This is a genomic window from Microbacterium sp. SYP-A9085, from assembly GCF_009649635.1.
In the GTDB taxonomy this organism is placed as follows: Bacteria; Actinomycetota; Actinomycetes; order Actinomycetales; family Microbacteriaceae; genus Microbacterium.
In genome coordinates this window covers 684,859-707,690 of sequence record NZ_WJII01000001.1, presented here as the reverse complement: position 1 = coordinate 707,690, position 22,832 = coordinate 684,859, and the positions used below count along the sequence as shown (strand labels likewise).

Genomic DNA, 22,832 nt, shown 5'->3' with positions numbered 1-22,832 from the left:
GCCGCACGCCGATCCACCATGTCCGTGACCACACCTGCCCCCGTCACGCGCGCGCCGCGGCATCCCGTCGGCCCGCGCGCCCGTGTCGACCGGCGATCCCCGATCCGCCGCATCGTCGCACTACTGATCGCCGCGGCCACCGTGATGCTCGCGGCCGCTGTCTCCGGGCCTGCGCGCGCAGCGGATCCGACGCCCACGCCGTCGCCCGAGCCGACCCTGTCCGGCACCGTGGAGGCATATCTGTCCCCGCAGGACGGCGGTGTTCTCCGCCCTGCGCGCGGCCTGTCCGCCTGGGCGACGCTGCGCAACGGCACCGCGTACTCGATCGCCGCGTCCCAGACTGTGCTGCGGATCGGGACCCGCCCGATCGCCGACCGGCCCGCGCTGGCCCGATGGCTCGACGCGTCGACGGCCGGGGCCGGGATGACGCAGGTCGGCAGCGCCGCAATCGACGCGGTCGAACCCGGCGACACCGGCCGCACGCTGATCTCCGTCCCCGCCGACGACCCGACGATCAAGGACCTCCGCCCCGGCGTGTACCCCCTCGCAGCCACGATCACGCGTGCGGGCACCGCGCGCACGGTGACCAGCGTCGTGGTGGTGCCCCGCCCCGACAGTGCGACCCGAACCCCCGTCGGCCTCGTTGTTCCGATCACCGCCGGGCCCCTCACAGCGGGCCTGCTGACCGCTGACCAGCTCACCGCGCTCACCGCGCTGGACGGCGACCTCACCGCCCAGCTCAACGCCGTCGCGGGCACGTCGGCGATCCTCGCCATCGACCCGGCCATTCCTGCGGCGATCCGGGCTCTGGGGACCGCGGCCCCCGCGTCTGCGACGCAGTGGCTGGAACGGCTGTACATGCTGCCGAACGAGCGCTTCGCCCTTCAGTTCGGCGACGCGGATGTCGCGGTGCAGACACGGCACGGGCACAAGACGCTGCTGCAGCCGACATCCCTCCAGGCGTATATGTCCCCGGCGGACTTCGCCGCCGGTCCCATCGCGACGCCGGAGGAAGTTCCCGCCACCCCGGACGGAAAGACCCCGTCGCCCACTCCGCCGCGGACGGCAGGGCCGAACACGCCGGAGTTCCCGACGCTCGAGGCCCTGCAGTACCTCGGTGAGAACACCCGGGATGCCGTCACCTGGCCGTTCTCGGGCTCCGCGGACGCGAAGGATGTCGCCGCGCTGGGCACCATGTCGACGGACGACACCGCCGCCCTCACGCTCGTCCCGTCCGCGTCGACGGCCGCCGGCGCCCAGGCCACCGTCCCGGCCCGCGGCACGTCGGGCAAGGCGCAGGTCCTCGTCTATGACTCCGCGATCTCGGACGAGCTGCGCACGGCCGCCGCGCAGGATGATCCCTCCGTGCGCGGGGCTGCGCTGGCGGCCGTGACCGCCGGCCTCGACCTCGCCGCGCGCACCTCCACCCAACCGCTACTGGTCGCCGTCGACCGTGCGGCCGTGCGACCGGGTCTGTCGGCCGCTGTCGAAACCGTGACACGCGTGCCGGGGACGACGGCAGCGACACTGACGGCGCTTGTCGCAGCATCCCCCCATCCCGTGACGATCGCGGCCGCGCCCTCCGACGCCCCCTGGGCCGCGGCCCTGAAGGACCTCGAGGCCGGCGAGCGCACCCTCAGCTCGTTCGCCTCGATCCTGGAGGACTCGACGCTGCTGACGGGACCGGAGCGCGCCACGATCCTCCAGCTGATCGGCGGCGGGTGGATCCGCGACACGGCCGGCTGGCGCTCAGCGCTGACCGCCCACCGTGAGGCGACGGCGACGACTCTCGGGGCCGTCTCGATAGCCCCCACCAGTGACAGGAACCTCGCCGGCACCGTGGCGACGCTTGGCTTCGGCATCCGCAACGACCTGCCGTGGCCGGTGAACCTGATCCTCGTCACCCAGCCGGACGATCTTCGACTGGAGGTGCAGACTCTGACGACGGTGGTCGCGCACGCATCAAGCACGACGGCGGCACGGGTGCCGGTGCGCGCGCGCATCGGCAACGGCGAAGTCTCGCTGGACCTGCAGCTGCGCAGCCCCACCGGTGTGCGGATCGGGCCGCCGCAGTCCGTCGGCGTCAACGTGCACGCGGAATGGGAGGCGATCGGGCTCACCGTCCTCGGCGTCGCCATCGGCGGGTTCCTCGCCCTCGGCCTCGTGCGGATGGTGCTGGCGCGGCGCCGCCGGAGAGCGGATGCCGCGGACGCGGATGTCGCCACAGACGCGGACGCGGATGCCGCCACCGACGCGAGGGTAATCGAGCTACAGGAGGGCGAATCCGGCGCGGATGCCCTCCGCTCGGCGGAGTCCCCTCCACTCGGCGACGACCCGCGCCGCGGTCCGGACGGGATGTCGACGTGAGCAGCATCGGTCGCGCCAGTGTCCTCATCGGCGCCGGGACCGTGATCTCGCGCCTGAGCGGCTTCCTCCGGCAGATTGTGCTGGTCGCAGCGGTCGGCGGCTCGGTGTCCGCCGCGGGCAACGCGTTCGCCCTGGCCAACCAGCTGCCGAACAACATCTACGCGATCATCTCGACGGGGCTGCTGGCCGCCGTCGTCGTGCCGCAGATAGTGCAGGCCGCCTCGCATCCGGACGGTGGCAGCGCGTTCATCTCGAAGCTCTTCACCCTGGGCGCGGTGGGACTGCTCGCCGCGACCGCGATAGCGATGATCTGCGCGCCGTGGCTCGTCCAGCTGTACGGACGCGAGTTCCCGCCCGCCCAGCAGGCGCTCGCCACCGCTTTCGCCTACTGGTGCCTGCCGCAGATCCTGTTCTACGGGCTGTACGCCCTGGTCGGCGAATCATTGAACGCGCGACGCGTGTACGGCCCGTTCACGTGGGCCCCGATCGTCAACAACATCGTGTCGATCGCCGGGTTCGTCCTGTTCATCGTGCTGTTCGGGCCGCTCGGCAACACTGTCGCATGGGATGCCGGGAAGATTGCGCTGATGGGCGGGACGGCCACCGCGGGGATCGTCGTGCAGGCTGTGCTGCTGGCGGTGTTCTGGCCGCGCACGGGGCTGCGCGTGCGCCTCGACTTCCACTGGCGCGGGGTGGGTCTGAACCGGATCGGACGCCTCGCCGGCTGGACGTTCCTCATGGTGCTGCTGGGCCAGATCGCGGGTGCGGTGCAGTCCCTGGTCCTGTCCGCGGCCGCCGAGGACCACCCCGGCATCCTCGTCACGCAGAACGCGTGGCTGCTGTACATGATCCCGTACTCGCTGATCGTGCTGTCGATCGGCACCCCCTACTTCACGCGGCTCAGCGAGCACGCGGCCGCCGGGCGCCACGAGGAGGTGCGCGCCGACATCGGCCGCAGCATCCGGACCCTCGGCGTGTTCATCGTGATCTCGACGTTCGCCCTGGCCGCGGCGGCGGTCCCCGCGTCACGCCTTTTCACGAAGAACGCGGCGGAGGCGGTGGCGGCCGGTGTGGTGCTGCTGTGCTTCCTGGTGGGACTGATCCCGAACGCCGTGCAGTTCACGATCCAGCGCACGTTCTACATGTACAACGACACGCGCACGCCGTTCTTCTTCACCATCGTGCAGTCCGCGATGGTGATCGGCGCGACGATCGCCGCGGGCCTGTCGCTGCCGGTGGAGCTGCTGGCGGCCGCGCTTGCGGCGGCGCAGTCGGTCGCCGCGATCGTCCAGGTTGTCCTGGCGACGTGGCTGCTGCACCGCAAGATCGGTGATTTGCGGGTGCGCTCATGGCTGGGCGCCCTGGCCCGGTTCATCCTCGCCGCGATCCCCGCCGGGCTCGCCGGGTGGGGCGTCTTCCTGTTCGCCGGAGGTGCCGGCGGCTGGATGGCTGCCAGCCAGGTCCTCGCCGCGGTCGGGGCCGTCGTGATCGGCCTCGTGTGCCTCATCGTCTACGTCGGCCTTCTCGCGCTGCTGCGCGCCCCCGAGCTCGGCCCCGCCCTCGGCATCCTGCGCCGGCTGACCCGTCGCTGACCGCCGTTCGGTGAATGGAATGCCCGCGGGGGCCGGAATGCCGCGCGGTTACGATGTGTTGAGGCATCCAGACGGCGACGCCGTCTGCAGACAGGGAGATACAGTGCGCCAGCTCATCATCATCGGATCGGGCCCCGCGGGCTTCACCGCGGCGATCTACGCGGCGCGGGCGAACCTCAGCCCGCTCGTGGTCGCCAGCAGCGTCGAGGTGGGCGGCGAACTGATGAACACCACCGAGGTGGAGAACTTCCCCGGCTTCCCCGATGGCATCCAGGGCCCCGACCTGATGGCGAAGCTGCAGGCCCAGGCCGAGAAGTTCGGCGCCGAGATCCTCTACGACGACGCCGTCGAGCTCGACCTCGACGGCCCGGTCAAGCGTGTGACGCTCGGCAGCGGCCGGGTCGAGGAGGCCGACGCCCTGATCTTCGCCACCGGCTCGGCCTACCGCCGCATCGGCATCGCCGGCGAGGACCGGCTCTCCGGGCACGGCGTGTCCTGGTGCGCCACGTGCGACGGCTTCTTCTTCCGTGAGCAGGAGATCGCCGTCGTCGGCGGCGGCGACTCCGCGATGGAAGAGGCCACGTTCCTGACCCGCTTCGCCTCGAAGGTGTACGTCGTGCACCGCCGCGACGAGCTGCGCGCGTCGAAGATCATGCAGGAGCGCGCCTTCGCGAACGAGAAGATCGAGTTCGTGTGGAACAGCGCGGTCGTCGACATCCTCGGCGGGGATGCCGTGACCGGCGTGCTGCTGGAGTCCACGGTCGACGGATCCCGCCGCGAGCTGCCGGTCACCGGTGTATTCGTCGCGATCGGCAACGACCCGCGCACGCACCTCGTGCACGACAAGCTGGATCTGACCCACGAGGGCACGGTGTGGGTGGACGGGCGCTCGTCGCGCACGTCGGTGCCGGGCGTGTTCGCCGCGGGCGACGTGATCGACCCGACGTACCGGCAGGCCGTCACCGCCGCCGGCTCCGGCACCGTCGCGGCACTGGATGCCGAGCACTTCCTTGCCGCTCTCGGCGAAGCCGGAGAGCCGGAGCCGCATGCAGACGAGATCAGCGGTCGTGCCGAGACCGCCGCGTCGGCGGTGTGACGGAACAATCCGGCATCCGTCGACGTTTCACCCCTTGAACGACTTCCACCGAAGGAGAAACATGACCGCCAAGGCGACCACATCCGCCACATGGGAGCAGGACGTCCTGCAGGCAGAGGGCCCGGTCCTCGTCGACTTCTGGGCCGCATGGTGCGGTCCCTGTCGCATGGTGTCCCCCGTCCTCGACGAGATCGCGGCGGAGAACGCCGGGAAGATCACGATCCTCAAGCTCAACGTGGACGAGAACCCGGATCTGGCGATGAAGTACCAGATCACGTCGATCCCCGCCATGAAGGTCTTCCAGGGCGGTGAGGTGAAGACGTCGATCATCGGCGCGAAGCCGAAGTTCGCGCTCGAGCAGGATCTGGCGTCCTACCTCAACTGACACTCTTCGCGAGAGCGCCCGTGACCGCCCGGTCGCGGGCGCTTTCGTGTTGCCGACCGGCGGCGTGACGTCAGGAAACGTCGGCCTGGGGGACGGCATCCCAGCGCCGATACGCCTTCGCGTCGCCGAGCAGGTGCCACACCGTCGGGGTGAGCGCGGGGTACTCGAGCGCTATCTGCCTCAGCACGCGGTAGTGGCGGGAGGAGTTCGGCCGCACTCCACCGTTCGCGGCGATGTTCTCGGCGCGCAGGGTGAGCACAACCAGCTCGTCGACGGACGGGAGGTCCTCCATGAAGTCCCATGGGTCCTCGCCGCCGAGCAGCCGCTCGTGGATGACCACCGCGAGCTCGTCCGCGGCCTCGGCACGCAGCAACTCGAGGCTCGCGCGACGCGGAATGCTGACATCCCGCGTCTGGTCGCCGGTCGGATCGGTCATCGTTCCAGGGTACGCGAGCCCCGCGCGAGGGTAGTCAACACGCGCCGGTCAGGCGCCGTAGACGGACTCCCCCAGCTCGCCGAGGATGCGATTCAGGTCCTGCACGGTTGCGAAATCTATGTTGATCTGGCCTTTTCGTGCGCCCAGTGTCACCTTGACCTTCGTGTTCAGGCGATCGCCGAGGCGCTCGGCAACGTCGTCGAGATATGCCTTGCGGGCGCCGGCCTTCGGCGCCGGACCGCGGGCGGGAACGGTGTCCCTCGCCTTCGCGGCAGCCTCGGCGGCGCGCACCGACAGATCCTCGTTCACTATCTTGTCCGCCAGCCGCTGCATCGCCTCGACGTCGTCCAGGGACAGGATGGCACGGGCGTGCCCCGCACTGAGGACGCCGGCCGCCACGCGGTGCTGCACCGGGACCGGGAGCTTGAGCAGCCGGATCGTGTTGCTGATCTGCGGGCGCGACCGGCCGATGCGGGTGGCGAGCTGCTCCTGCGTGATCCCGAAGTCCTCGAGGAGCTGCTGGTAGGCGGATGCCTCTTCCAGCGGGTTCAGTTCGGAGCGGTGCAGGTTCTCCAGGAGGGCGTCGCGCAGCAGGTGCTCGTCGGCGGTGTCGCGCAGGATCGCGGGAATCGATTCGAGGCCGGCCTCGCGCGCGGCGCGGGTGCGGCGCTCGCCCATGATGAGCTCGTACTCGCCGGCGGCGTTCTCGCGCACGACGACCGGCTGCAGCACGCCGAACTCGCGGACGCTGTGCACGAGCTCGGCGAGGTCGTCCTCGTCGAAGACCGTACGCGGCTGACGGGGATTGGGGACGATCTGCCGCGGATCCACGCGGATAAGACGGGCGCCCGGCACCGCGACCAGTTCGGTCGCGCCATCGCCTGCGTCCTCCACCGTGATGGTGGCGACGCCGCCCCGCGCGTCGGCCGCCGCATCCTTCGCCTTCGCAACGGTGCGCGCGGCTCCGGGGAAGAAGACGTCGACGGGCCGCTCTTGGGACCCTTCCGTCGTGGGGATGAGCGCTCCGATGCCTCGCCCGAGTCCTGTCCGCTTGGCCGCCATCAGGCGCCTCCTTCGTTCGCTGCCTCATCGGCGTGCGTGTCGTTATACCGCTGAATGATCTCGAGCGCTGCCTCGCGATACGCGATGGCCCCGGCGGACTGGCCATCGTAGGCGATCACGGTCTGCCCGAAGCTCGGCGCCTCGGAGACCCGCACCGAGCGCGGGATGACGGTGTCGAGCACCTCGTCCGAGAAGTGCGAGCGCACCTCCTCGGCCACCTGCTGTGCGAGCCGGGTGCGGCCGTCGTACATCGTGAGCAGGATCGTCGAGACGTGCAGCCGCGGATTGAGGTGCTTCTGGATCATGCGGACGTTGCCGAGCAGCTGGCTGAGGCCCTCCAGCGCGTAATACTCGCACTGGATCGGGATGAGCACCTCCTGCGCGGCGGTGAAGGCATTGATCGTGAGAAGACCGAGGGACGGCGGGCAGTCGATGATGACGAAGTCGGGCTTCTGCGGCGCGGATGCCAGGTAGTCGTCCAGCGCACCGCGGAGGCGATGCTCGCGCGCGACCTGCGACACGAGCTCGATCTCCGCACCGGCGAGGTGGATGGTGCTGGGCGCGCACGTGAGGAGCTCGGATTCCGGGCTCGTCTGGATGATGTCCGCGAAAGAGAACTCGTCGATGAGGACGTCGTAGATGCTCGGGATGTCTGCGCTGTGCGGAACACCGAGTGCCGTCGAGGCGTTGCCCTGGGGGTCGAGGTCGACGACGAGGACCCGCGCTCCGACCGACGCGAGGGCTGCCGCGAGGTTGACCGCTGTCGTCGTCTTTCCGACGCCGCCCTTCTGGTTGGACACCGTGATGATCCGGGTGGTGCCGGGCAGGTCGACGGTCGCCGCCTCGAGGGTCTTGCGCCGCGCCGAGAGATCGGCGAGCTCACGGGCGATCGGACTGTCGGCGAGAGGGTCGAATGCCGTGATATCCGAGTCCTCGGCTTGTTTCACGTGAAACACTCTCCCTGTCTTCGCGGTCGACCTCCCAAGTCTAAGCGGCGCCTCCCCGTTCCCCCGACGCCCACGCGCGCCCGCCGGGAATGTTCTGTTTCACGTGAAACGGCGCCGGGCGGGGCCCGCCGGGGAGGGCGATCCGGATGTTTCACGTGAAACGGACGCTGAGTTCCCGCGGCACGGCAGCGAACGAATTTCAACGCGGAGCGCCGTTTCGCGGCCGGGCGAGTGGTCGAGATGTTTCACGTGAACGGGGTCGCAGCCATGTGCGCGCTGGATGCTAAGAATCCGACATCCAACGCCGCGCCATCCACGGGAACCACCCAGAGAAAATCGCCGTCCCGTCGTGCCCGTTCGCATCCTCACTGCGTCACGAAGGGACGGCAATTCGCTCTGAATTCTCAGACCTCGGTGTCCGGCAGTTCACCCGACCCGCGGCTCCGGCTCGCGCGAGGTCCGGGATGCAGCCATATACCGGGCGGAGCGCGAGAGAACCCACTGTCCCGTCGTGCCGGTTCGCGGTCGTGATGCGGCACGAAGGGACGGCAAGATCACACCAGGCCCATTCTACCGTTTCACGTGAAACGGGGGAGGGACGTGTCAGGCGCGGACGCGGGCGCGGACGACGCGGGACGGCTCGGGGACGACACCCTCGCCCACGACGTCCACGGCGACACCAGAAAGCTTGAACTTCCGGATCTGCTTCTGCGCGGCGTCGATCTCGGCCTGCGCGCTCGCCCCCTTGAGCAAGATCAGCTCGCCGCCATCCCGTACCAGCGGCGCGGTGACGGGGATGAGCGTGCGCAGTGCACTCACGGCCCGCGCGGTGACGGCATCCAGCACCCCGCCGCCCCAGTCCTCGGCGCGCGCCCGCACTATCTCGACGTTCGCCAGTTCGAGATCCGCCTTCTGCTCCTGCAGCCACGCGACGCGGCGCTCCATCGGCTCGATCAGCACCCACTCGACATCCGGCCGGGCAATCGCGAGGACCAAACCCGGCAGTCCTGCACCAGACCCGACATCGCCGACGCGGCCAGAGAACAGCGGAGCTATCACCGCACTGTTCAGCACGTGCCGCGTCCACAGCCGGGGACGTTCAAGGGGCCCGATCAGGCCGCGTTCCTCGCCATGCGCCGCGAGGCTCGCGGTGAATCGGCGGGCGAGGTCGATTCGTGCACCGAAAACGGTGGGGGCCGCGGCGGGTTCCGCCTCGACCGGCGGAGTGTCAGACATAGCGTTTCACGTGAAACGGTCTCAGCCGCGGCGGATCACGGTGTGACGGTCGGAGCCCTCGCCGTACGACTCCGAGATGAGCCCGCGCTCGGCCACGATGTCGTGCACAAGCTTGCGCTCATAGCTCGTCATCGATGGAAGCGACGCCTGCGAGGCACCCTCGTCGAGGCGCGCTATCGCGCGATCCACGAGCTTCGCGAGCTCCTGCTGGCGAACATCGCGGGATCCGCCGATGTCGAGGATCAGCCGGGAGAAGCGACCGGTGGTGTTCTGCACGGCCAGACGCGTCAGCTCCTGCACGGCCTGCACGGTCTCCGGATCAGCGAGAGCGCCCAGCGCGGCGGCGTCGTCGGCCTCCACGGACACGTATGCCCGCCCGTTGCGGACATCGAGCGTCAGGTCGCCGTCGACATCCACGATGTCGAGAAGGCCCTCGATGTAGTCCGCCGCGATGTCGCCCTCCTGCTCGAGCTGCTCGACGGTCACGGAACGGTCCTCGGACTCGGCCGGTGTCGGGGTCTGTGTCGTGGACATGCTCATTCTCCGGTCAGGTCAGGCTTGGGATGCGGGGGATTCGTCGGACGACCCGGATGGGTTCGTCTTGCCCGACTGCTTCTTCGCGCGCTGCTTGCTCATCGGCTGCTGCCGCTTGGGCGCCGCCGCGCGCGCCTTCTCGGCCTCTTCGAAAAGCCGCTGCTGCTCGGCGATGTACTTCTCCATCGGCACTATCCGGCCGCTGGAGTCCAGCGCCTTGCCGCGCTTGGCCAGCCGCTCCTCGCGCTCCTTGGCCGCCTGCGAGCCGGGGGTCGGCATGTTCCGGATCACCATGAACTGCTGCACCGCCGTCCAGATGTTGCTCGTGAACCAGTAGATGACCACGCCGAGTGGGAAGAACACACCGGAGAACACGAACGCGAACGGCAGGACGTACACCATCATCCGCTGCATCTTGTACGCCTGGCCCTGCTTGGCCTCCGGCGACAGGTTCTTCGAGACGATCTGCAGCTGCGTGAAGAACTGCGACACGATCATCAGCACCACCAGGGTGACCATGATCGTGACGGTGACCTCCCAGCCCGCCGGCTTGACCTCCAGCGTGCCCTGCAGGGACTCGTGCAGCGACGCGACGCCGAACAGCTTCGCGTTGTAGAACTCCTGCGTGAGCTGGGTGGTCAGCCAGAAGATGCCGCCGTGTCCCGCCTCGGCGTTGCCCTTGATGGTCTGCAGCACGCTGTACAGCGAGAAGAACACCGGCATCTGGACGAGGATCGGCAGACAGCCGGACACCGGCGAGGTGCCGTTCTTCTTGTAGAGCCCCATCGTCTCGCGGCTCATCGCCTCACGGGACAGCTGGTCGCGCTTGCCCTTGTACTTCTCCTGGATTTTCTTGAGCTCGGGCGCTATCTCCATCATCTTGCGCTGGCTCTTGATCTGCTTCACGAACAGCGGCACGAGCGCCGCGCGCACCACGATGACGAGACCGATGATAGAGAAAACCCAGGTCAGGCCGGAAGTCGTGTCCATTCCGAGCGTCGTGAACACCCAGTGGAACGCCACCAGGATCAGCTCGACGAGCCACTTCAGCGGCCAGAGGATGAAGCCGATCGGGTCGAACCCGCCGGCCGCCGGTGGCGCCGTGGGCGCGGGTGTGCTCGTGACAGCGAGAAACAGCAGATCCTGCACGGATCAGTCCTTTCTGGGGGGCACGACGAATCCGTGCGGAGTCAGGTCGAAGCGGAAGTGGCGGTGCAGCGGGACATCGTCGATCCCGCCGGCCGCCCACGGGTGACACCGCGCGATACGGGCGGCGGCCAGAGCCGAGCCCTTGACGGCGCCGTGCTGCTGGACCGCGCCCACCGCATACGCGGAACACGACGGGTAGTACTTGCAGACATCCCCGTACGTGTGGGAAATGGTCGCGCGATATCCATGTAGCAGCGCCAGCAGCACGTCGCGCGGAAGGAGGGGGATGAGGCGCCACAGACCGGTTCCCGACAGATGTCCGCTGCCGACGTATGCGGTGGGCAGCGTGGTCGCGCTCATCCCGCCCTCCGCGCCAGACAGCGGGCGACCTCATCGCGCAGCTGGCCGAACTCGGCATCGGCCGCACCCGGCAACGCGCGGATCACGACATCCACGCCGGACCGGACGTGCGGGAGGCCCTCCGCACACAGCGCCTTCAGTCGGCGACGCACCGTATTGCGGGTGACGGCGGTGCCCACCTGCTTGCTCACGATGAAGCCGAACCGCGGCGCGCGCTGCTGACCGGATGTCACGACGTACGTCACGGTGTGCGGACCGGCGCACCTGACACCCCGACGGACGACGGTCTTGTAATCCGCGCCGCGGGTCAGACGATTCGGCCTCGCGAGCACCGGGACCGGGTCAGGCCGACAGCTCGCTGCGGCCCTTGGCCCGGCGAGCCGAGAGGATGCCGCGGCCCGCGCGGGTGCGCATGCGAGCACGGAAGCCGTGCTTCTTGGCGCGGCGGCGGTTGTTGGGCTGGAAGGTGCGCTTGCTCATGGAATCACTCCGGGAGGTTCACCGGGTCAGATGCCCGGAGACGACGAATGGGGACTACGCCGGCGGGGCATAAGTCAACCGACTAAGGCTACGTCGCGGCGGGGGATAACTCAAACCGACCGCCCCTCCGGGTGACATTATCCACAGCCGGAGCCGGATCTGCCGATGGGACACGCGACGCGGATCTACAGTGGAGTTTGCTCTCCGGGCACGCGCTGACTAGCGTTGCTCGCGCACGTTATCCACAGGCTGTGCGTGCTCCGCCGCCTGCGTCGAGAGACACCATCGCATGAGACCACCCGGGGGGGCCATGGCACAGCAGGAAGATCCTGACGTTCCCGTCTGGGGTACGGTCCTGCACCTGCTGGAGGCCGACGATCGGATCACCCCGCAGATGTGGGGCTTCCTGCACCTCGCCGTACCGCAGGGCGTGATGGGCGGCATCCTCTACATCGACGTTCCCAACGACCTCACCGCCGCACAGATCAACAAGCGGATGCGCGCCCCCATCATGGAGGCCCTCGAGCACGCCGGAGACGACGTGGCCTCCTTCCGCGTGGTCGTGAACCCCGAGATCACGGATGCCCACCTGACCGCCGCCATCCCGGTGCAGACTGCGCCGGTCGCAGCGGCGCCGGTCCCGGCGGCGCCCGAACGACACGAGCCGACGCAGACAGCCACGCGCAACGACACCCGGCTGAACCCGAAGTACTCGTTCGACAGCTTCGTCATCGGCCAGTCCAACCGGTTCGCCCACGCGGCGGCGGTCGCCGTTGCCGAGGCGCCGGCGAAGGCGTACAACCCGCTGTTCGTCTACGGCGACTCGGGCCTCGGCAAGACGCACCTGCTGCATGCGATCGGCGACTACGCGCAGAGCATGTACGCCGGGATCCGCGTGCGATACGTCTCGAGTGAAGAGTTCACGAACGACTTCATCAACTCGATCGCCAACAACCGCGGCTCCGCGTTCCAGGCGCGCTACCGGGATGTCGACATCCTGCTGATCGACGACATCCAGTTCCTGCAGGGACGTGCCGAGACGCAGGAGGCGTTCTTCCACACGTTCAACACGCTGCACGACCACGACAAGCAGGTCGTGATCACGAGCGACGTCCCACCCAAGCACCTCACCGGCTTCGAGGACCGGATGCGCAGCCGGTTCGAATGGGGCCTCATCACCGACGTGCAGGCTCCGGACCTCGAGACCCGCATCGCCATCCTGCGCAAGAAGGCGCAGAGTGAACGGCTGCAGATCCCGGACGAGGTCCTGGAATACATAGCGACCGTCGTCTCCTCGAACATCCGCGAGCTCGAGGGCGCCCTGATCCGGGTGTCCGCCTTCGCGAGTCTCAACCGCTCGACGCTGGACATGTCACTGGCGCAGACCGTGCTGCGCGACATCGTCGACCAGGATGACGCCAACATCATCTCACCGACGGACATCATCACGGTGACGGCGTCGTACTTCAAGCTCTCCGTGGACGACCTCTACGGGTCGAGCCGCTCACAGGCGGTCGCCCAGGCGCGGCAGATAGCCATGTACCTGTGCCGCGAGCGCACGAGCCTGTCCCTTCCCAAGATCGGGCAGCTGTTCGGCGGTCGCGATCACACCACGGTCATGTACGCGTACAAGAAGATCAGCGACCTCATGAAGGAGCGCCGCTCGATCTACAACCACGTCACGGACATCACCGGACAGCTCGGCCGCACCGGGCGCTGACCGCCCGACAGCGCCAGACCACCCCTTCGGGTGAGATCGTCGCATTTCCGGTATTGACAACCGTGCTCGGCGTGGCCAAAATACGCGTTTCCCACATGTGGATAACTTGTGGAGAACACGTTGCCGGCTGTCATTCCCTGTGGGTGATCGAGGCCCTCCTGTGGAGAACAGGAATGTACGCCCATCGTCCGCACACCCCGAGTTTTCGCGTTTCCGCAGGACGTCCACATCTCACAGCGGTGTAGTTCCCTACGGCCGCTACGGATCCACGGAGTTATCCACAGTTCCCACAGCTGTTAACACCATGACGAAGACTTAACGATGAAGGCCCGATCCGATCACCATCCCTGCGCCGAGGGCCGGGATGGCTCCAACACACGAGAGCATCGGCATTGCTGACGAGCCTGGCACTAGCATGAGAAAGCCCACGCCCATCTCAAGGGAGCGCAAGTGAAGTTCCACGTAGGTCGCGATGTCTTCAGCGAAGCCGTCTCGTTCGTCGTCAAGCTCCTCCCGCAGCGCAATCCGCAGCCGATCCTGGCGGGTGTGCTGATCGAGGCCGGAGAGAACGGACTCTCCCTGTCGGCGTTCGACTACGAGGCATCCGCCCGTACCACGATCGAGGCCAGCGTCGACGAGCCGGGGACGATCCTCGTACACGGCCGACTGCTCTCCGAGATCGCCAGCCGGCTGCCCAACGCGCCGATCCAGATGGAGCTCGACGACGACGGCATAGCACTCACCTGCGGTTCGGCCCGGTTCATGCTCGCCTCGATGCCGGTGCAGGAATACCCGGCCATCCCCGAGGTCAGCGGCGACTCGGGCCTCGTGCCGGCCGAGGATTTCGCCACCGCCATCGCGCAGGTCGCGTTCGCGGCATCCCGCGACGACGTCACTCCGGTGCTGACCGGCGTGCAGCTCGAGGTCAGCGGCACTCAACTGAGCCTGGTCGCCACCGACCGGTACCGTGTCGCGCTGCGCGACATCCCGTGGGACGGCGGCTCGGCAGCCGCCGACGAGGGGATGTCGGCACTGGTCCCCGCGCGGACCCTCACCGAGGTCGGCAAGACGTTCTCGCACGGCGGCGAGATCTCGATCTCGTTCTCCGGGTCCGGCGACCGCGAAATCATCGCTTTCACCTCGGGCAACAAGACCGTGACATCGCTGCTGATCAAAGGCAACTTCCCGCCCGTGCGACGGCTGTTCCCCGAGCAGACCGAGCACCACGCCGTCGTCAACACCGCCGACCTGGCCGAGGCCGTCCGCCGCGTGTCCCTCGTGCTCGACCGGTCGGCGCCGCTGCGGTTCACGTTCACGCCGGACAGCGTGTCGATGGACGCGTCGGGCACCGAGCAGGCGCGCGCGAACGAGTCCGTGGACGCCACCCTCATCGGTGAGGACGTCACCCTCGGGCTCAACCCGCAGTACCTGCTGGAGGCGCTCGGCGCGGTGCGCAGCGAATTCGCCCGCATCACCTTCACGTCAAGCGAGAACCAGAACAAGCTGAGCCCCGTGCTGGTCACTCCGCAGACGTCCGTGGAGAAGGGCGGGGAGGACACGTTCCGCTACCTGCTCCAGCCGAACCTCCTGCTGCGCTGATCCCGCCCGATCTCCGGCCGAGGGGACGTCGGTAGGCTTGATCCGGTGATCGTCGAGCAGCTCAGCCTGGTGGATTTCCGCAACTATGCGGCCGCCGACGTGACGCTGGATGCCGGCCCCAATCTCTTCGTCGGACGCAACGGCCAGGGCAAGACGAACCTCGCCGAGGCGATCGGGTACTTCGCCACCCTCGGATCGCACCGCGTCTCGACCGATGCGCCAATGGTGCGGTACGGCGCCGACGCGGCGATAGTGCGGGCGCGACTCGCGCACGGCCGGCGGCAGGTCCTCCTCGAGGTGCAGATCAACAGGCAGGGCTCGAACAAGGCGCGCGTGAACGGCTCGCCGGTCAAGCCCACCGAGCTGCCGCGCTACGCCCACGTGGTGCTGTTCGCGCCCGAAGACCTGCAGATCGTCCGCGGCGATCCGTCCTCCCGGCGCCGTTTCGTCGACCAGCTGCTCATCCAGCGCACGCCGCGGCTCGCCGGGGTCCTCGCCGACTACGACCGCGTGCTGCGCCAGCGCAACGCGCTCCTGAAGTCGGCGCGGGCGCGCGGCATCCGCGGTGACCAGCTCTCCACCCTGGACGTCTGGGACGACAAGCTCGTCACGCTCGGATCCCAGGTCATCCGGGCGAGGATGGCGCTGACCGCCGAGCTCGCCGAGCCGATGGCGCGCTCGTATGCCGTTATCGCCGGCGCCGACCACGCGCCGCAGCTGGACTGGGCGCTCTCGGTGCGCGGTGCCGACCCTGAGGACGGCGACGACGGCGAAGGGTCCGCCTCCGGCGGGGACATTGACGATCTCTTCCGCGCGGCACTGACGGTCAAGCGCCCGGCGGAGCTCGACCGCGGGCTCACCCTGGTCGGCCCGCACCGCGACGACCTCGTCCTGCGCGTGCGCGGTCTGCCCGTGCGCGGCTATGCGTCGCACGGCGAGTCCTGGTCGGTCGCGCTCGGGCTGCGCCTGGCATCGGCCGACCTGCTGCGGCTCGAGTCCCAGCTCGGGGATCCCGTTCTCATCCTCGACGACGTGTTCGCCGAGCTCGACGCCGACCGCCGCGAGCGCCTGGCCCGTCTCGTCGGCGACTTCGAGCAGGTGATTGTGACGGCCGCGGTCGAGCCCGACGTCCCGGACACGCTGCGCGCGCACGTCGTCCGCGTCGAGGCCGGCTCGATCGTCGGCGTCGACCCCGCACCCGCGCCGGAGGCCGCCGATGTCGGATGAGCCGGATGCCGTCCCCGAGACGATAGCGACCTACCTGCGGTTGCGCGGCCTGGAACCCTCGCCGCGCGCCAAGCGCCGCCGTCGGCGCCGGGATGCGGCCGACGACGAGAACCAGCCGTTCACGTCCGGCCGCGACCCGCGCGGGGTCGCCGATGTGCTGCAGGCGTTCACCCACGAGTCCGGCTGGGACTCGTCACTGGCCCGCGCGGACCTCGTGCGGCAGTGGGCGGATGTCGCCGGAATGGAGACCGCCGGACACACCCGCCCGGTCGCGCTGTCGGACGGCCTGCTGACGGTCCAGTGCGACTCCACGGCATGGGCCAAGCAGCTCCAGCTGATGCGTGCGCACATCCTCACCGAGATAGTGCGGCGGTACCCGGATGCCGGCGTCGCCGGCATCCGATTCATCGGGCCGGACGTCCCCTCGTGGAAATGGGGTCCCAGAGCCGTTCCAGGGCGCGGCCCGCGCGATACCTACGGCTGACCCACGTCCGGAATCGGTTCGACGGGTTTTCCCCCGTCAGAGGGCCGTCCATGCCCCGTTCCGAGGGCCTCCTTGATAGGATGGGTCGATAAGCACGGCACTACATCGGAGCGCGGAAAACAGATGACGTCAGATACACCGGAGAACGAGTCCGCGCAGGCGAGCGAACAGTCCGTTTCCAAGCCCGCACCCGTGAATACCGACTACGGTGCAGACGCCATCCAGGTGCTCGAGGGGCTCGAGGCTGTCCGCAAGCGCCCCGGAATGTACATCGGCTCGACCGGTGAGCGGGGACTGCACCACCTCGTCCAGGAGATCGTCGACAACTCCGTCGACGAGGCCCTCGCCGGCTACTGCGACACCATCCAGGTGACGATCCTCGCCGATGGCGGTATCCGGTGCGTGGACAACGGGCGCGGCATCCCGGTCGACCCGCACGCGTCCGACCCGACCAAGTCCACGGTCGAGGTCGTGCTCACCGTGCTGCACGCCGGCGGCAAGTTCGGCGGCAGCGGATACGCGGTCTCCGGCGGCCTGCACGGTGTCGGCTCCTCCGTCGTGAACGCGCTGTCGACCCGGTTCGACGTCGAAGTCAGGCGTAAGGGCCACGTCTGGCGCCAGACGTTCACCGACGGCGGCACCCCGCAGGCTCCGCTCGCGCGTGGCGAGGCCAGCTCTGAGACCGGCACCACCATCACGTTCTGGCCGGACCGCACGATCTTTGAGACCGTCGACTTCGACTACGACACGCTGCGCCTGCGGTTCCAGCAGATGGCGTTCCTGAACAAGGGCCTGAGCATCTCGCTGCGCGACGAGCGCGACAAGGCGATCCTCGTCGAGGACGTCGACGGCCAGGAGGTCGTCTCGCAGCGCCACGACACGTTCCTGTACGAGCGGGGACTCGTGGACTACGTCGAGTACCTGAACCGGGTGCGCAAGTCCGAGCGCGTGCACGATGAGATCATCGACTTCGAGTCCGAGGACACCGATCGCAAGATCTCACTCGAGGTCGCGATGCAGTGGACGTCGAGCTACACCGAGAACGTCTTCACGTACGCCAACACGATCAACACGCACGAGGGCGGCACGCACGAAGAGGGCTTCCGCGCCGCACTCACGACGCTCGTGAACCGGTACGCCCGCGCAAACAACCTCCTCAAGGAGAAGGACGACAACCTCTCCGGCGACGACGTGCGCGAGGGCCTGACCGCCGTCATCTCGGTGAAGCTGTCCGAACCGCAGTTCGAGGGCCAGACGAAGACGAAGCTCGGCAACACCGAGGCGAAGGCGTTCGTGCAGAAGGTCGTCGGCGACCGGCTCGGCGACTGGTTCGACCGCAACCCCACCGCCGCCAAGAACGTGATCCGCAAGGCGATCGACGCCGCGACGGCTCGGATGGCGGCACGCAAGGCGCGCGAGACCGCCCGGCGCAAGAGCGTGTTCGAGTCCGCATCCATGCCTGACAAGCTCAAGGACTGCACGAGCAAGGACCCCTCGATCAGCGAGATCTTCCTCGTGGAGGGCGACTCCGCCGGCGGCTCCGCCGTGCAGGGCCGTGACCCGCACACGCAGGCGATCCTCGCCCTGCGCGGCAAGATCCTCAACGTCGAGCGGGCGCGGCTGGACAAGGCGCTGTCCAACAATGAGATCCAGGCGATGATCCAGGCGTTCGGGACGGGCATCGGCGAGGACTTCGAGATAGCGAGGGCGCGCTACCACAAGATAGTGCTGATGGCGGATGCGGATGTCGACGGCCAGCACATCACGACGCTGCTGCTCACGCTTCTGTTCCGCTACATGCGCGGGCTCATCGAGGCGGGCTTCGTGTACCTGGCGATGCCGCCGCTGTACCGGCTGAAGTGGTCGAACTCGCCGCACGAGTACGTGTACTCCGACCCCGAGCGGGACGCGCTGCTGGCCGACGGCCTGGCCAGCGGCAAGCGGATTCCGAAGGACAACGGCATCCAGCGCTACAAGGGTCTCGGCGAGATGAACCCGAAGGAGCTGTGGGAGACCACGATGAACCCGGAGACGCGGACGCTGCGCCAGGTCACCATCGACGATGCGGCGGCGGCCGACGAGATCTTCTCGGTGCTGATGGGCGAGGACGTCGAGTCCCGCCGCACGTTCATCCAGCGCAACGCCAAGGACGTGCGCTTCCTCGACATTTGACGCCGCGCCGCCCGCTGAGCGAGCGCGCAGCGCGAGAGCAAGCGCAATACAGAGAGAACAACACACATGGCTGACGACGAACGCCCCACCGAAGCTCCCGAGCACAACCACGGCAAGATCGACCAGGTCGACCTCCAGGTGGAGATGCAGCGCAGCTACCTCGACTACGCGATGAGCGTGATCGTCGGGCGCGCGCTGCCCGACGTCCGCGACGGCTTGAAGCCCGTGCACCGCCGCGTGATCTACGCGATGTACGACGGCGGATACCGGCCCGACAAGTCGTTCTCCAAGTGCGCGCGCGTCGTGGGCGAGGTCATGGGCCAGTACCACCCGCACGGCGACTCGGCGATCTACGACACCCTCGTCCGCCTCGTGCAGCCGTGGTCGCTGCGGTATCCGCTGGCCCTCGGCCAGGGCAACTTCGGATCCCCCGGCAACCAGGGCGCCGCAGCCCCCCGGTACACCGAGACGAAGATGGCTCCGCTCGCGCTGGAGATGGTGCGCGACATCGAAGAGGAGACCGTCGACTTCCAGGACAACTACGACGGGCAGACGCAGGAGCCGGTCGTCCTGCCCGCGCGCTTCCCGAACCTGCTGGTCAACGGCTCGGTCGGGATCGCGGTGGGCATGGCCACCAACATCCCGCCGCACAACCTGCGCGAAGTGGCCGACGGCGCGCTGTGGGCGCTGGAGCACCCGGAGGCCACTCGTGAGGAGCTCCTCGAAGCGCTGATGCGCCGCATCCCGGGCCCGGACTTCCCCACCCGGGCGCAGATCCTCGGCACCCGCGGCATCCAGGACGCCTATCGCACCGGGCGCGGGTCGATCACCATGCGCGCGGTCGTCAACGTCGAGGAGATCCAGGGCCGCACGTGCCTGGTGGTCACCGAGCTGCCGTATCAGGTCAACCCCGACAATGTGGCGGTCAAGATCCGTGACCTCGCCCGCGACGGGCGGATCTCCGGGATCGCCGACATCCGCGACGAGTCCAGCGACCGGACGGGCCAGCGGCTCGTAGTCGTACTGCGGCGCGACGCCGTGGCCAAGGTCGTGCTGAACAACCTGTACAAGCACACCCAGCTGCAGGAGAACTTCGGCGCCAACATGCTGGCGATCGTCGACGGCGTGCCGCGCACACTGGCGCTGGACGGTTTCGTCACGCACTGGGTGACGCACCAGATCGAGGTGATCGTCCGGCGCACCCGCTACCGGCTGCGCAAGGCAGAGGAGCGGATGCACATCCTGCGCGGCTACCTCAAGGCGCTGGATGCCCTCGACGACGTCATAGCGCTGATCCGCCGGTCGCCCACGGTCGACGACGCCCGCGAGGGTCTGAAGACGCTGCTGGAGATCGACAACGATCAGGCCGACGCAATCCTGGCGATGCAGCTGCGGCGCCTGGCCGCGCTCGAGCGCCAGAAGATCGTCGACGAGGCCGCCGAGCTGGAGGTCCAGATCGCGGACTTCAACGCGATCCTGGCCAGCCCCGAGCGCCAGCGCGCGATAGTACGCGACGAGCTGACCGAGATCGTGGCGAAGTTCGGCGATGAGCGGCGCACGCACATCCTGCCCGGATTCGACGGCGACATGTCGATCGAGGACCTCATCCCCGAAGAGGAGATGGTGGTCACCGTCACCCGCGAGGGGTACATCAAGCGCACGCGCAGCGACAACTACCGGTCGCAGCACCGTGGCGGCAAGGGCGTGAAGGGCGCGCAGCTGCGCGCCGACGACGTGGTCGAGCACTTCTTCGTCACCACGACGCACCACTGGCTGCTGTTCTTCACGACGAAGGGCCGGGTGTACCGGGCGAAGGCGTACGAGGTGCCGGAGGCGGGCCGGGATGCCAAGGGCCAGCACGTCGCGAACCTGCTCGCACTGCAGCCCGAAGAGGAGATAGCGCAGATCCTCGACATCCGCACCTACGACGACGCGTCCTACCTCGTGCTCGCCACGCGCGGTGGGCTCATGAAGAAGACGCGACTGAGCGAGTACGACACGAACCGCCAGGGCGGCGTCATCGCGATCAAGCTCCGCGAGGGAGACGAGGTGGTCAGCGCCCTGCTCATCGACGAGGGCGAGGACATCCTGCTGATCAGCCGGAAGGGGATGTCGCTGCGCTTCGCGGCCACCGACGAGGCGCTGCGTCCGATGGGCCGGTCGACCGAGGGCGTGAAGGGGATGTCGTTCCGGGGCGAGGACAGCCTGCTGTCGGCCTCGGTGGTCAGCGACGACGGATACGTGTTCGTCGTGACCGACGGCGGGTACGCGAAGCGCACCGCGGTGGCCGAGTACCGGGTCCAGGGACGCGGCGGACTGGGCATCAAGGTGGCCAAACTGAACGACGATCGGGGCCATCTCGCGGGGGGCCTGATCGCCTCCGAGGACGACGAGGTCTTGGTGGTTCTTGCCAGCGGCAAGGTGGTACGCTCTGCCGTGGCCGAGGTGCCCGCCAAGGGTCGCGACACCATGGGTGTCGTGTTCGCCCGTCCCGATGACGACGACCGGATCATCGCGATCGCCCGCAACTCCGAACGCGGACTGGGTGACGCAGAGGATGTCGAGGTCGCCGCCGGCGAGGCGGACGCGGCATCCGAGCCCTCCCCCCAGATCCCTGAAGAGAGTACTGACGCATGAGCACTGTTGCCGACAGGCTGGCCAAGAAGTCGAGCCACAAGACCAGCGCCAAGCAGGTGCGCCTGAGGCTGGTCTACGTCGACTTCTGGTCGGCCGTGAAGCTCTCCTTCCTGGCCGCCGTCGCGCTGGCCGTCGTCACCATCGTGGCCTTCTTCCTCGTCTACATGGTGGTCTCGGCCACCGGACTGATCGCGAAGGCCGACGACCTATTCCAGAGCATCTCCGGAGGCAGCGGCGCACTGTCCTCGATCATCGGCCTGCCGCAGGTGATGGCGATGGCGGCGATCATCGCGATCCTGAACCTGATCGTGGTCACCGTGCTCGGCGCCGTCGTCGCCGGGCTCTACAACCTGGCCGTCAAGGTGACCGGCGGACTCCTGATCGGCTTCACCTCGAACTGACCCGCCCCTCGCGCGGCGGCGCGTACGTCGTCCCGCCGTCAGATCGGCGAGAGTGCATCTGACGGACGAGAGAGCGGTAGTTTGCCGCATCCTCGTCCGCCAGATGCACTCTCGCGGGTGGAGTGGGGTCAGGCGATACCGGTGGTGCCCAGCAGCATCCCGATCAGGAACGTCGCGGCGAGAGCGAGTGCGCCGCCGACCACGAGGCGGGCTATCGCGCGCGGCTTCGACGCTCCGCCGAGCTGCGCGGAGACGCTGCCGGTACCTGCGAGGGCCACCAGGACGGCGACGAACGTCACCGGGATGCGGACCGGAGGCGGGGCGAGCATGATCGCGAGCATCGGCAGGATCGCGCCGACCGTGAACGACACCGCGGACGAGAACGCCGCGTGCCAGGGGTTGACGAGGTCGTCCTGGTCGATGTGCAGCTCGACCTCGAGGTGGGCGGCCAGCGCGTCGTGGGCCGTCAGCTCCTCGGCCACCTTGCGAGCGGTCTCCGGAGTGAGCCCGCGGTCCTGATACAGGGAGGTGAGCTCGTCGAGCTCCTCGTCGGGCATCTCGGCGAGCTCGCGCCGCTCCTTCTCGATCAGGGCGCGCTCGGTATCGCGCTGACTGCTCACCGAGACGTACTCCCCGAGCGCCATCGACACCGCCCCGCCGACGAGCGCGGCCATGCCGGCGGTGAAGATGGCGCCGAGGTCGGCGGTCGCGGCGGCCACGCCGACGACGACGGCGGCGACCGAGACGATGCCGTCGTTCGCGCCCAGGACACCGGCGCGCAGCCAGTTCAAGCGAACGCCGAGCCGCTCGAGGTGCGGCTCCTCGGCGTGTGCGGAAGGCGATGGAATCACGCCTTCAGTGAAGCAACTGCGGCGCCTCAGGGCAAGCAAGCGAAGCCTCACCGATTCGGAAAATCAGGCCGTTTCGGGTAATCTCTTGTAGGTTGAC

General features: G+C 68.4%; 21 protein-coding genes. 11 read left to right on the top strand and 10 right to left on the bottom strand.

Features of this window, described 5'->3' with window-relative positions; genetic code table 11:
- Window positions 1-24: 24 nt before the first annotated feature.
- The 4 genes from GH740_RS14010 (at window position 25) to trxA (ending at window position 5,440) form a co-directional block, all read left to right on the top strand.
- Complete coding sequence (locus GH740_RS14010; RefSeq protein ID WP_367640506.1) at window positions 25-2,367, top strand: DUF6049 family protein; 2,343 nt, start codon at window positions 25-27, stop codon at window positions 2,365-2,367.
- Window positions 2,364-3,959, top strand: a complete 1,596-nt coding sequence (murJ, locus tag GH740_RS03350) for a murein biosynthesis integral membrane protein MurJ (protein WP_367640504.1) — start codon at window positions 2,364-2,366, stop codon at window positions 3,957-3,959. The genes GH740_RS14010 and murJ overlap by 4 nt, the downstream gene beginning before the upstream one ends.
- Before the next feature lie 103 nt (window positions 3,960-4,062).
- Window positions 4,063-5,055, top strand: coding sequence for a thioredoxin-disulfide reductase (gene trxB, locus GH740_RS03345; protein ID WP_367640502.1), 993 nt, complete (start codon window positions 4,063-4,065; stop codon window positions 5,053-5,055).
- 61 nt (window positions 5,056-5,116) lie between these two features.
- Window positions 5,117-5,440, top strand: coding sequence for a thioredoxin (trxA, locus tag GH740_RS03340; protein ID WP_153744614.1), 324 nt, complete (start codon window positions 5,117-5,119; stop codon window positions 5,438-5,440).
- Window positions 5,441-5,510: 70 nt separating this feature from the next.
- On the opposite strand, the gene GH740_RS03335 is transcribed toward trxA, so the two are convergent.
- From GH740_RS03335 to rpmH, 9 genes are all read right to left on the bottom strand, one after another.
- Window positions 5,511-5,876, bottom strand: coding sequence for a tryptophan synthase subunit alpha (locus tag GH740_RS03335; protein WP_153744613.1), 366 nt, complete (start codon window positions 5,874-5,876; stop codon window positions 5,511-5,513).
- Between the two features lie 48 nt (window positions 5,877-5,924).
- On the bottom strand, window positions 5,925-6,938 hold the full coding sequence (locus GH740_RS03330; RefSeq protein ID WP_153744612.1) for a ParB/RepB/Spo0J family partition protein: 1,014 nt from the start codon (window positions 6,936-6,938) through the stop codon (window positions 5,925-5,927).
- Window positions 6,938-7,885, bottom strand: a complete 948-nt coding sequence (locus tag GH740_RS03325; RefSeq protein ID WP_367640499.1) for a ParA family protein — start codon at window positions 7,883-7,885, stop codon at window positions 6,938-6,940. Before GH740_RS03325 ends, GH740_RS03330 begins: the two co-directional genes overlap by 1 nt.
- Window positions 7,886-8,488: 603 nt before the next feature.
- Window positions 8,489-9,121 (bottom strand): 16S rRNA (guanine(527)-N(7))-methyltransferase RsmG, encoded by a 633-nt coding sequence (gene rsmG, locus GH740_RS03320; RefSeq protein WP_153744611.1) that lies wholly within the window; start codon window positions 9,119-9,121, stop codon window positions 8,489-8,491.
- Between the two features lie 21 nt (window positions 9,122-9,142).
- Window positions 9,143-9,661 carry a R3H domain-containing nucleic acid-binding protein gene (locus GH740_RS03315; RefSeq protein WP_153744610.1) on the bottom strand — a complete coding sequence of 173 codons (519 nt, stop codon included), beginning with the start codon at window positions 9,659-9,661 and terminating at the stop codon, window positions 9,143-9,145.
- A 12-nt stretch (window positions 9,662-9,673) separates the two neighbouring features.
- A complete protein-coding gene (gene yidC, locus GH740_RS03310; RefSeq protein WP_153744964.1) occupies window positions 9,674-10,792 on the bottom strand; it encodes a membrane protein insertase YidC in 1,119 nt (372 codons plus the stop codon).
- A 15-nt stretch (window positions 10,793-10,807) separates the two neighbouring features.
- Window positions 10,808-11,164 carry a membrane protein insertion efficiency factor YidD gene (yidD, locus tag GH740_RS03305; RefSeq protein WP_153744609.1) on the bottom strand — a complete coding sequence of 119 codons (357 nt, stop codon included), beginning with the start codon at window positions 11,162-11,164 and terminating at the stop codon, window positions 10,808-10,810.
- Window positions 11,161-11,496, bottom strand: a complete 336-nt coding sequence (gene rnpA / locus GH740_RS03300; RefSeq protein WP_367640496.1) for a ribonuclease P protein component — start codon at window positions 11,494-11,496, stop codon at window positions 11,161-11,163. The genes yidD and rnpA overlap by 4 nt, the downstream gene beginning before the upstream one ends.
- 10 nt (window positions 11,497-11,506) lie before the next feature.
- Window positions 11,507-11,644: a 50S ribosomal protein L34 gene (gene rpmH, locus GH740_RS03295; protein ID WP_029146106.1), complete on the bottom strand. Its 138-nt coding sequence runs from the start codon at window positions 11,642-11,644 to the stop codon at window positions 11,507-11,509.
- A 310-nt stretch (window positions 11,645-11,954) separates the two neighbouring features.
- Between rpmH and dnaA the strand changes: the two genes are divergently transcribed.
- The 7 genes from dnaA to GH740_RS03260 all read left to right on the top strand — a co-directional run bounded on the left by dnaA (window position 11,955) and on the right by GH740_RS03260 (window position 21,884).
- On the top strand, window positions 11,955-13,364 hold the full coding sequence (gene dnaA, locus GH740_RS03290; protein WP_153744608.1) for a chromosomal replication initiator protein DnaA: 1,410 nt from the start codon (window positions 11,955-11,957) through the stop codon (window positions 13,362-13,364).
- 450 nt (window positions 13,365-13,814) lie between these two features.
- On the top strand, window positions 13,815-14,963 hold the full coding sequence (dnaN, locus tag GH740_RS03285) for a DNA polymerase III subunit beta (protein WP_367640493.1): 1,149 nt from the start codon (window positions 13,815-13,817) through the stop codon (window positions 14,961-14,963).
- A gap of 45 nt (window positions 14,964-15,008) precedes the next feature.
- Entirely contained in the window at window positions 15,009-16,190 is a 1,182-nt protein-coding gene (gene recF / locus GH740_RS03280) for a DNA replication/repair protein RecF (RefSeq protein ID WP_367640491.1), read from the top strand.
- Window positions 16,180-16,674, top strand: coding sequence for a DUF721 domain-containing protein (locus GH740_RS03275; RefSeq protein WP_153744607.1), 495 nt, complete (start codon window positions 16,180-16,182; stop codon window positions 16,672-16,674). Before recF ends, GH740_RS03275 begins: the two co-directional genes overlap by 11 nt.
- 123 nt (window positions 16,675-16,797) lie before the next feature.
- Window positions 16,798-18,846, top strand: coding sequence for a DNA topoisomerase (ATP-hydrolyzing) subunit B (gene gyrB, locus GH740_RS03270; RefSeq protein ID WP_153744606.1), 2,049 nt, complete (start codon window positions 16,798-16,800; stop codon window positions 18,844-18,846).
- Window positions 18,847-18,912: 66 nt separating this feature from the next.
- Complete coding sequence (gyrA, locus tag GH740_RS03265) at window positions 18,913-21,483, top strand: DNA gyrase subunit A (RefSeq protein WP_153744605.1); 2,571 nt, start codon at window positions 18,913-18,915, stop codon at window positions 21,481-21,483.
- Window positions 21,480-21,884 (top strand): DUF3566 domain-containing protein, encoded by a 405-nt coding sequence (locus GH740_RS03260; protein ID WP_153744604.1) that lies wholly within the window; start codon window positions 21,480-21,482, stop codon window positions 21,882-21,884. Before gyrA ends, GH740_RS03260 begins: the two co-directional genes overlap by 4 nt.
- Window positions 21,885-22,012: 128 nt before the next feature.
- On the opposite strand, the gene GH740_RS03255 is transcribed toward GH740_RS03260, so the two are convergent.
- Complete coding sequence (locus GH740_RS03255) at window positions 22,013-22,735, bottom strand: VIT family protein (protein WP_367640488.1); 723 nt, start codon at window positions 22,733-22,735, stop codon at window positions 22,013-22,015.
- Window positions 22,736-22,832: the final 97 nt, after the last annotated feature.

What these genes read in the sequence shown, in the direction of transcription:
- rsmG (WP_153744611.1), bottom strand. Translation starts at nt 9,121, where the DNA reads ATGTCTGACACTCCGCCGGTCGAGGCGGAACCCGCCGCGGCCCCCACC.
- gyrA (WP_153744605.1), top strand. Translation starts at nt 18,913, where the DNA reads ATGGCTGACGACGAACGCCCCACCGAAGCTCCCGAGCACAACCACGGC.
- gyrB (WP_153744606.1), top strand. Translation starts at nt 16,798, where the DNA reads ATGACGTCAGATACACCGGAGAACGAGTCCGCGCAGGCGAGCGAACAG.
- trxA (WP_153744614.1), top strand. Translation starts at nt 5,117, where the DNA reads ATGACCGCCAAGGCGACCACATCCGCCACATGGGAGCAGGACGTCCTG.
- rpmH (WP_029146106.1), bottom strand. Translation starts at nt 11,644, where the DNA reads ATGAGCAAGCGCACCTTCCAGCCCAACAACCGCCGCCGCGCCAAGAAG.
- dnaA (WP_153744608.1), top strand. Translation starts at nt 11,955, where the DNA reads ATGGCACAGCAGGAAGATCCTGACGTTCCCGTCTGGGGTACGGTCCTG.
- GH740_RS03275 (WP_153744607.1), top strand. Translation starts at nt 16,180, where the DNA reads ATGTCGGATGAGCCGGATGCCGTCCCCGAGACGATAGCGACCTACCTG.
- GH740_RS03330 (WP_153744612.1), bottom strand. Translation starts at nt 6,938, where the DNA reads ATGGCGGCCAAGCGGACAGGACTCGGGCGAGGCATCGGAGCGCTCATC.
- yidD (WP_153744609.1), bottom strand. Translation starts at nt 11,164, where the DNA reads ATGAGCGCGACCACGCTGCCCACCGCATACGTCGGCAGCGGACATCTG.
- GH740_RS03315 (WP_153744610.1), bottom strand. Translation starts at nt 9,661, where the DNA reads ATGAGCATGTCCACGACACAGACCCCGACACCGGCCGAGTCCGAGGAC.
- GH740_RS03335 (WP_153744613.1), bottom strand. Translation starts at nt 5,876, where the DNA reads ATGACCGATCCGACCGGCGACCAGACGCGGGATGTCAGCATTCCGCGT.
- GH740_RS03260 (WP_153744604.1), top strand. Translation starts at nt 21,480, where the DNA reads ATGAGCACTGTTGCCGACAGGCTGGCCAAGAAGTCGAGCCACAAGACC.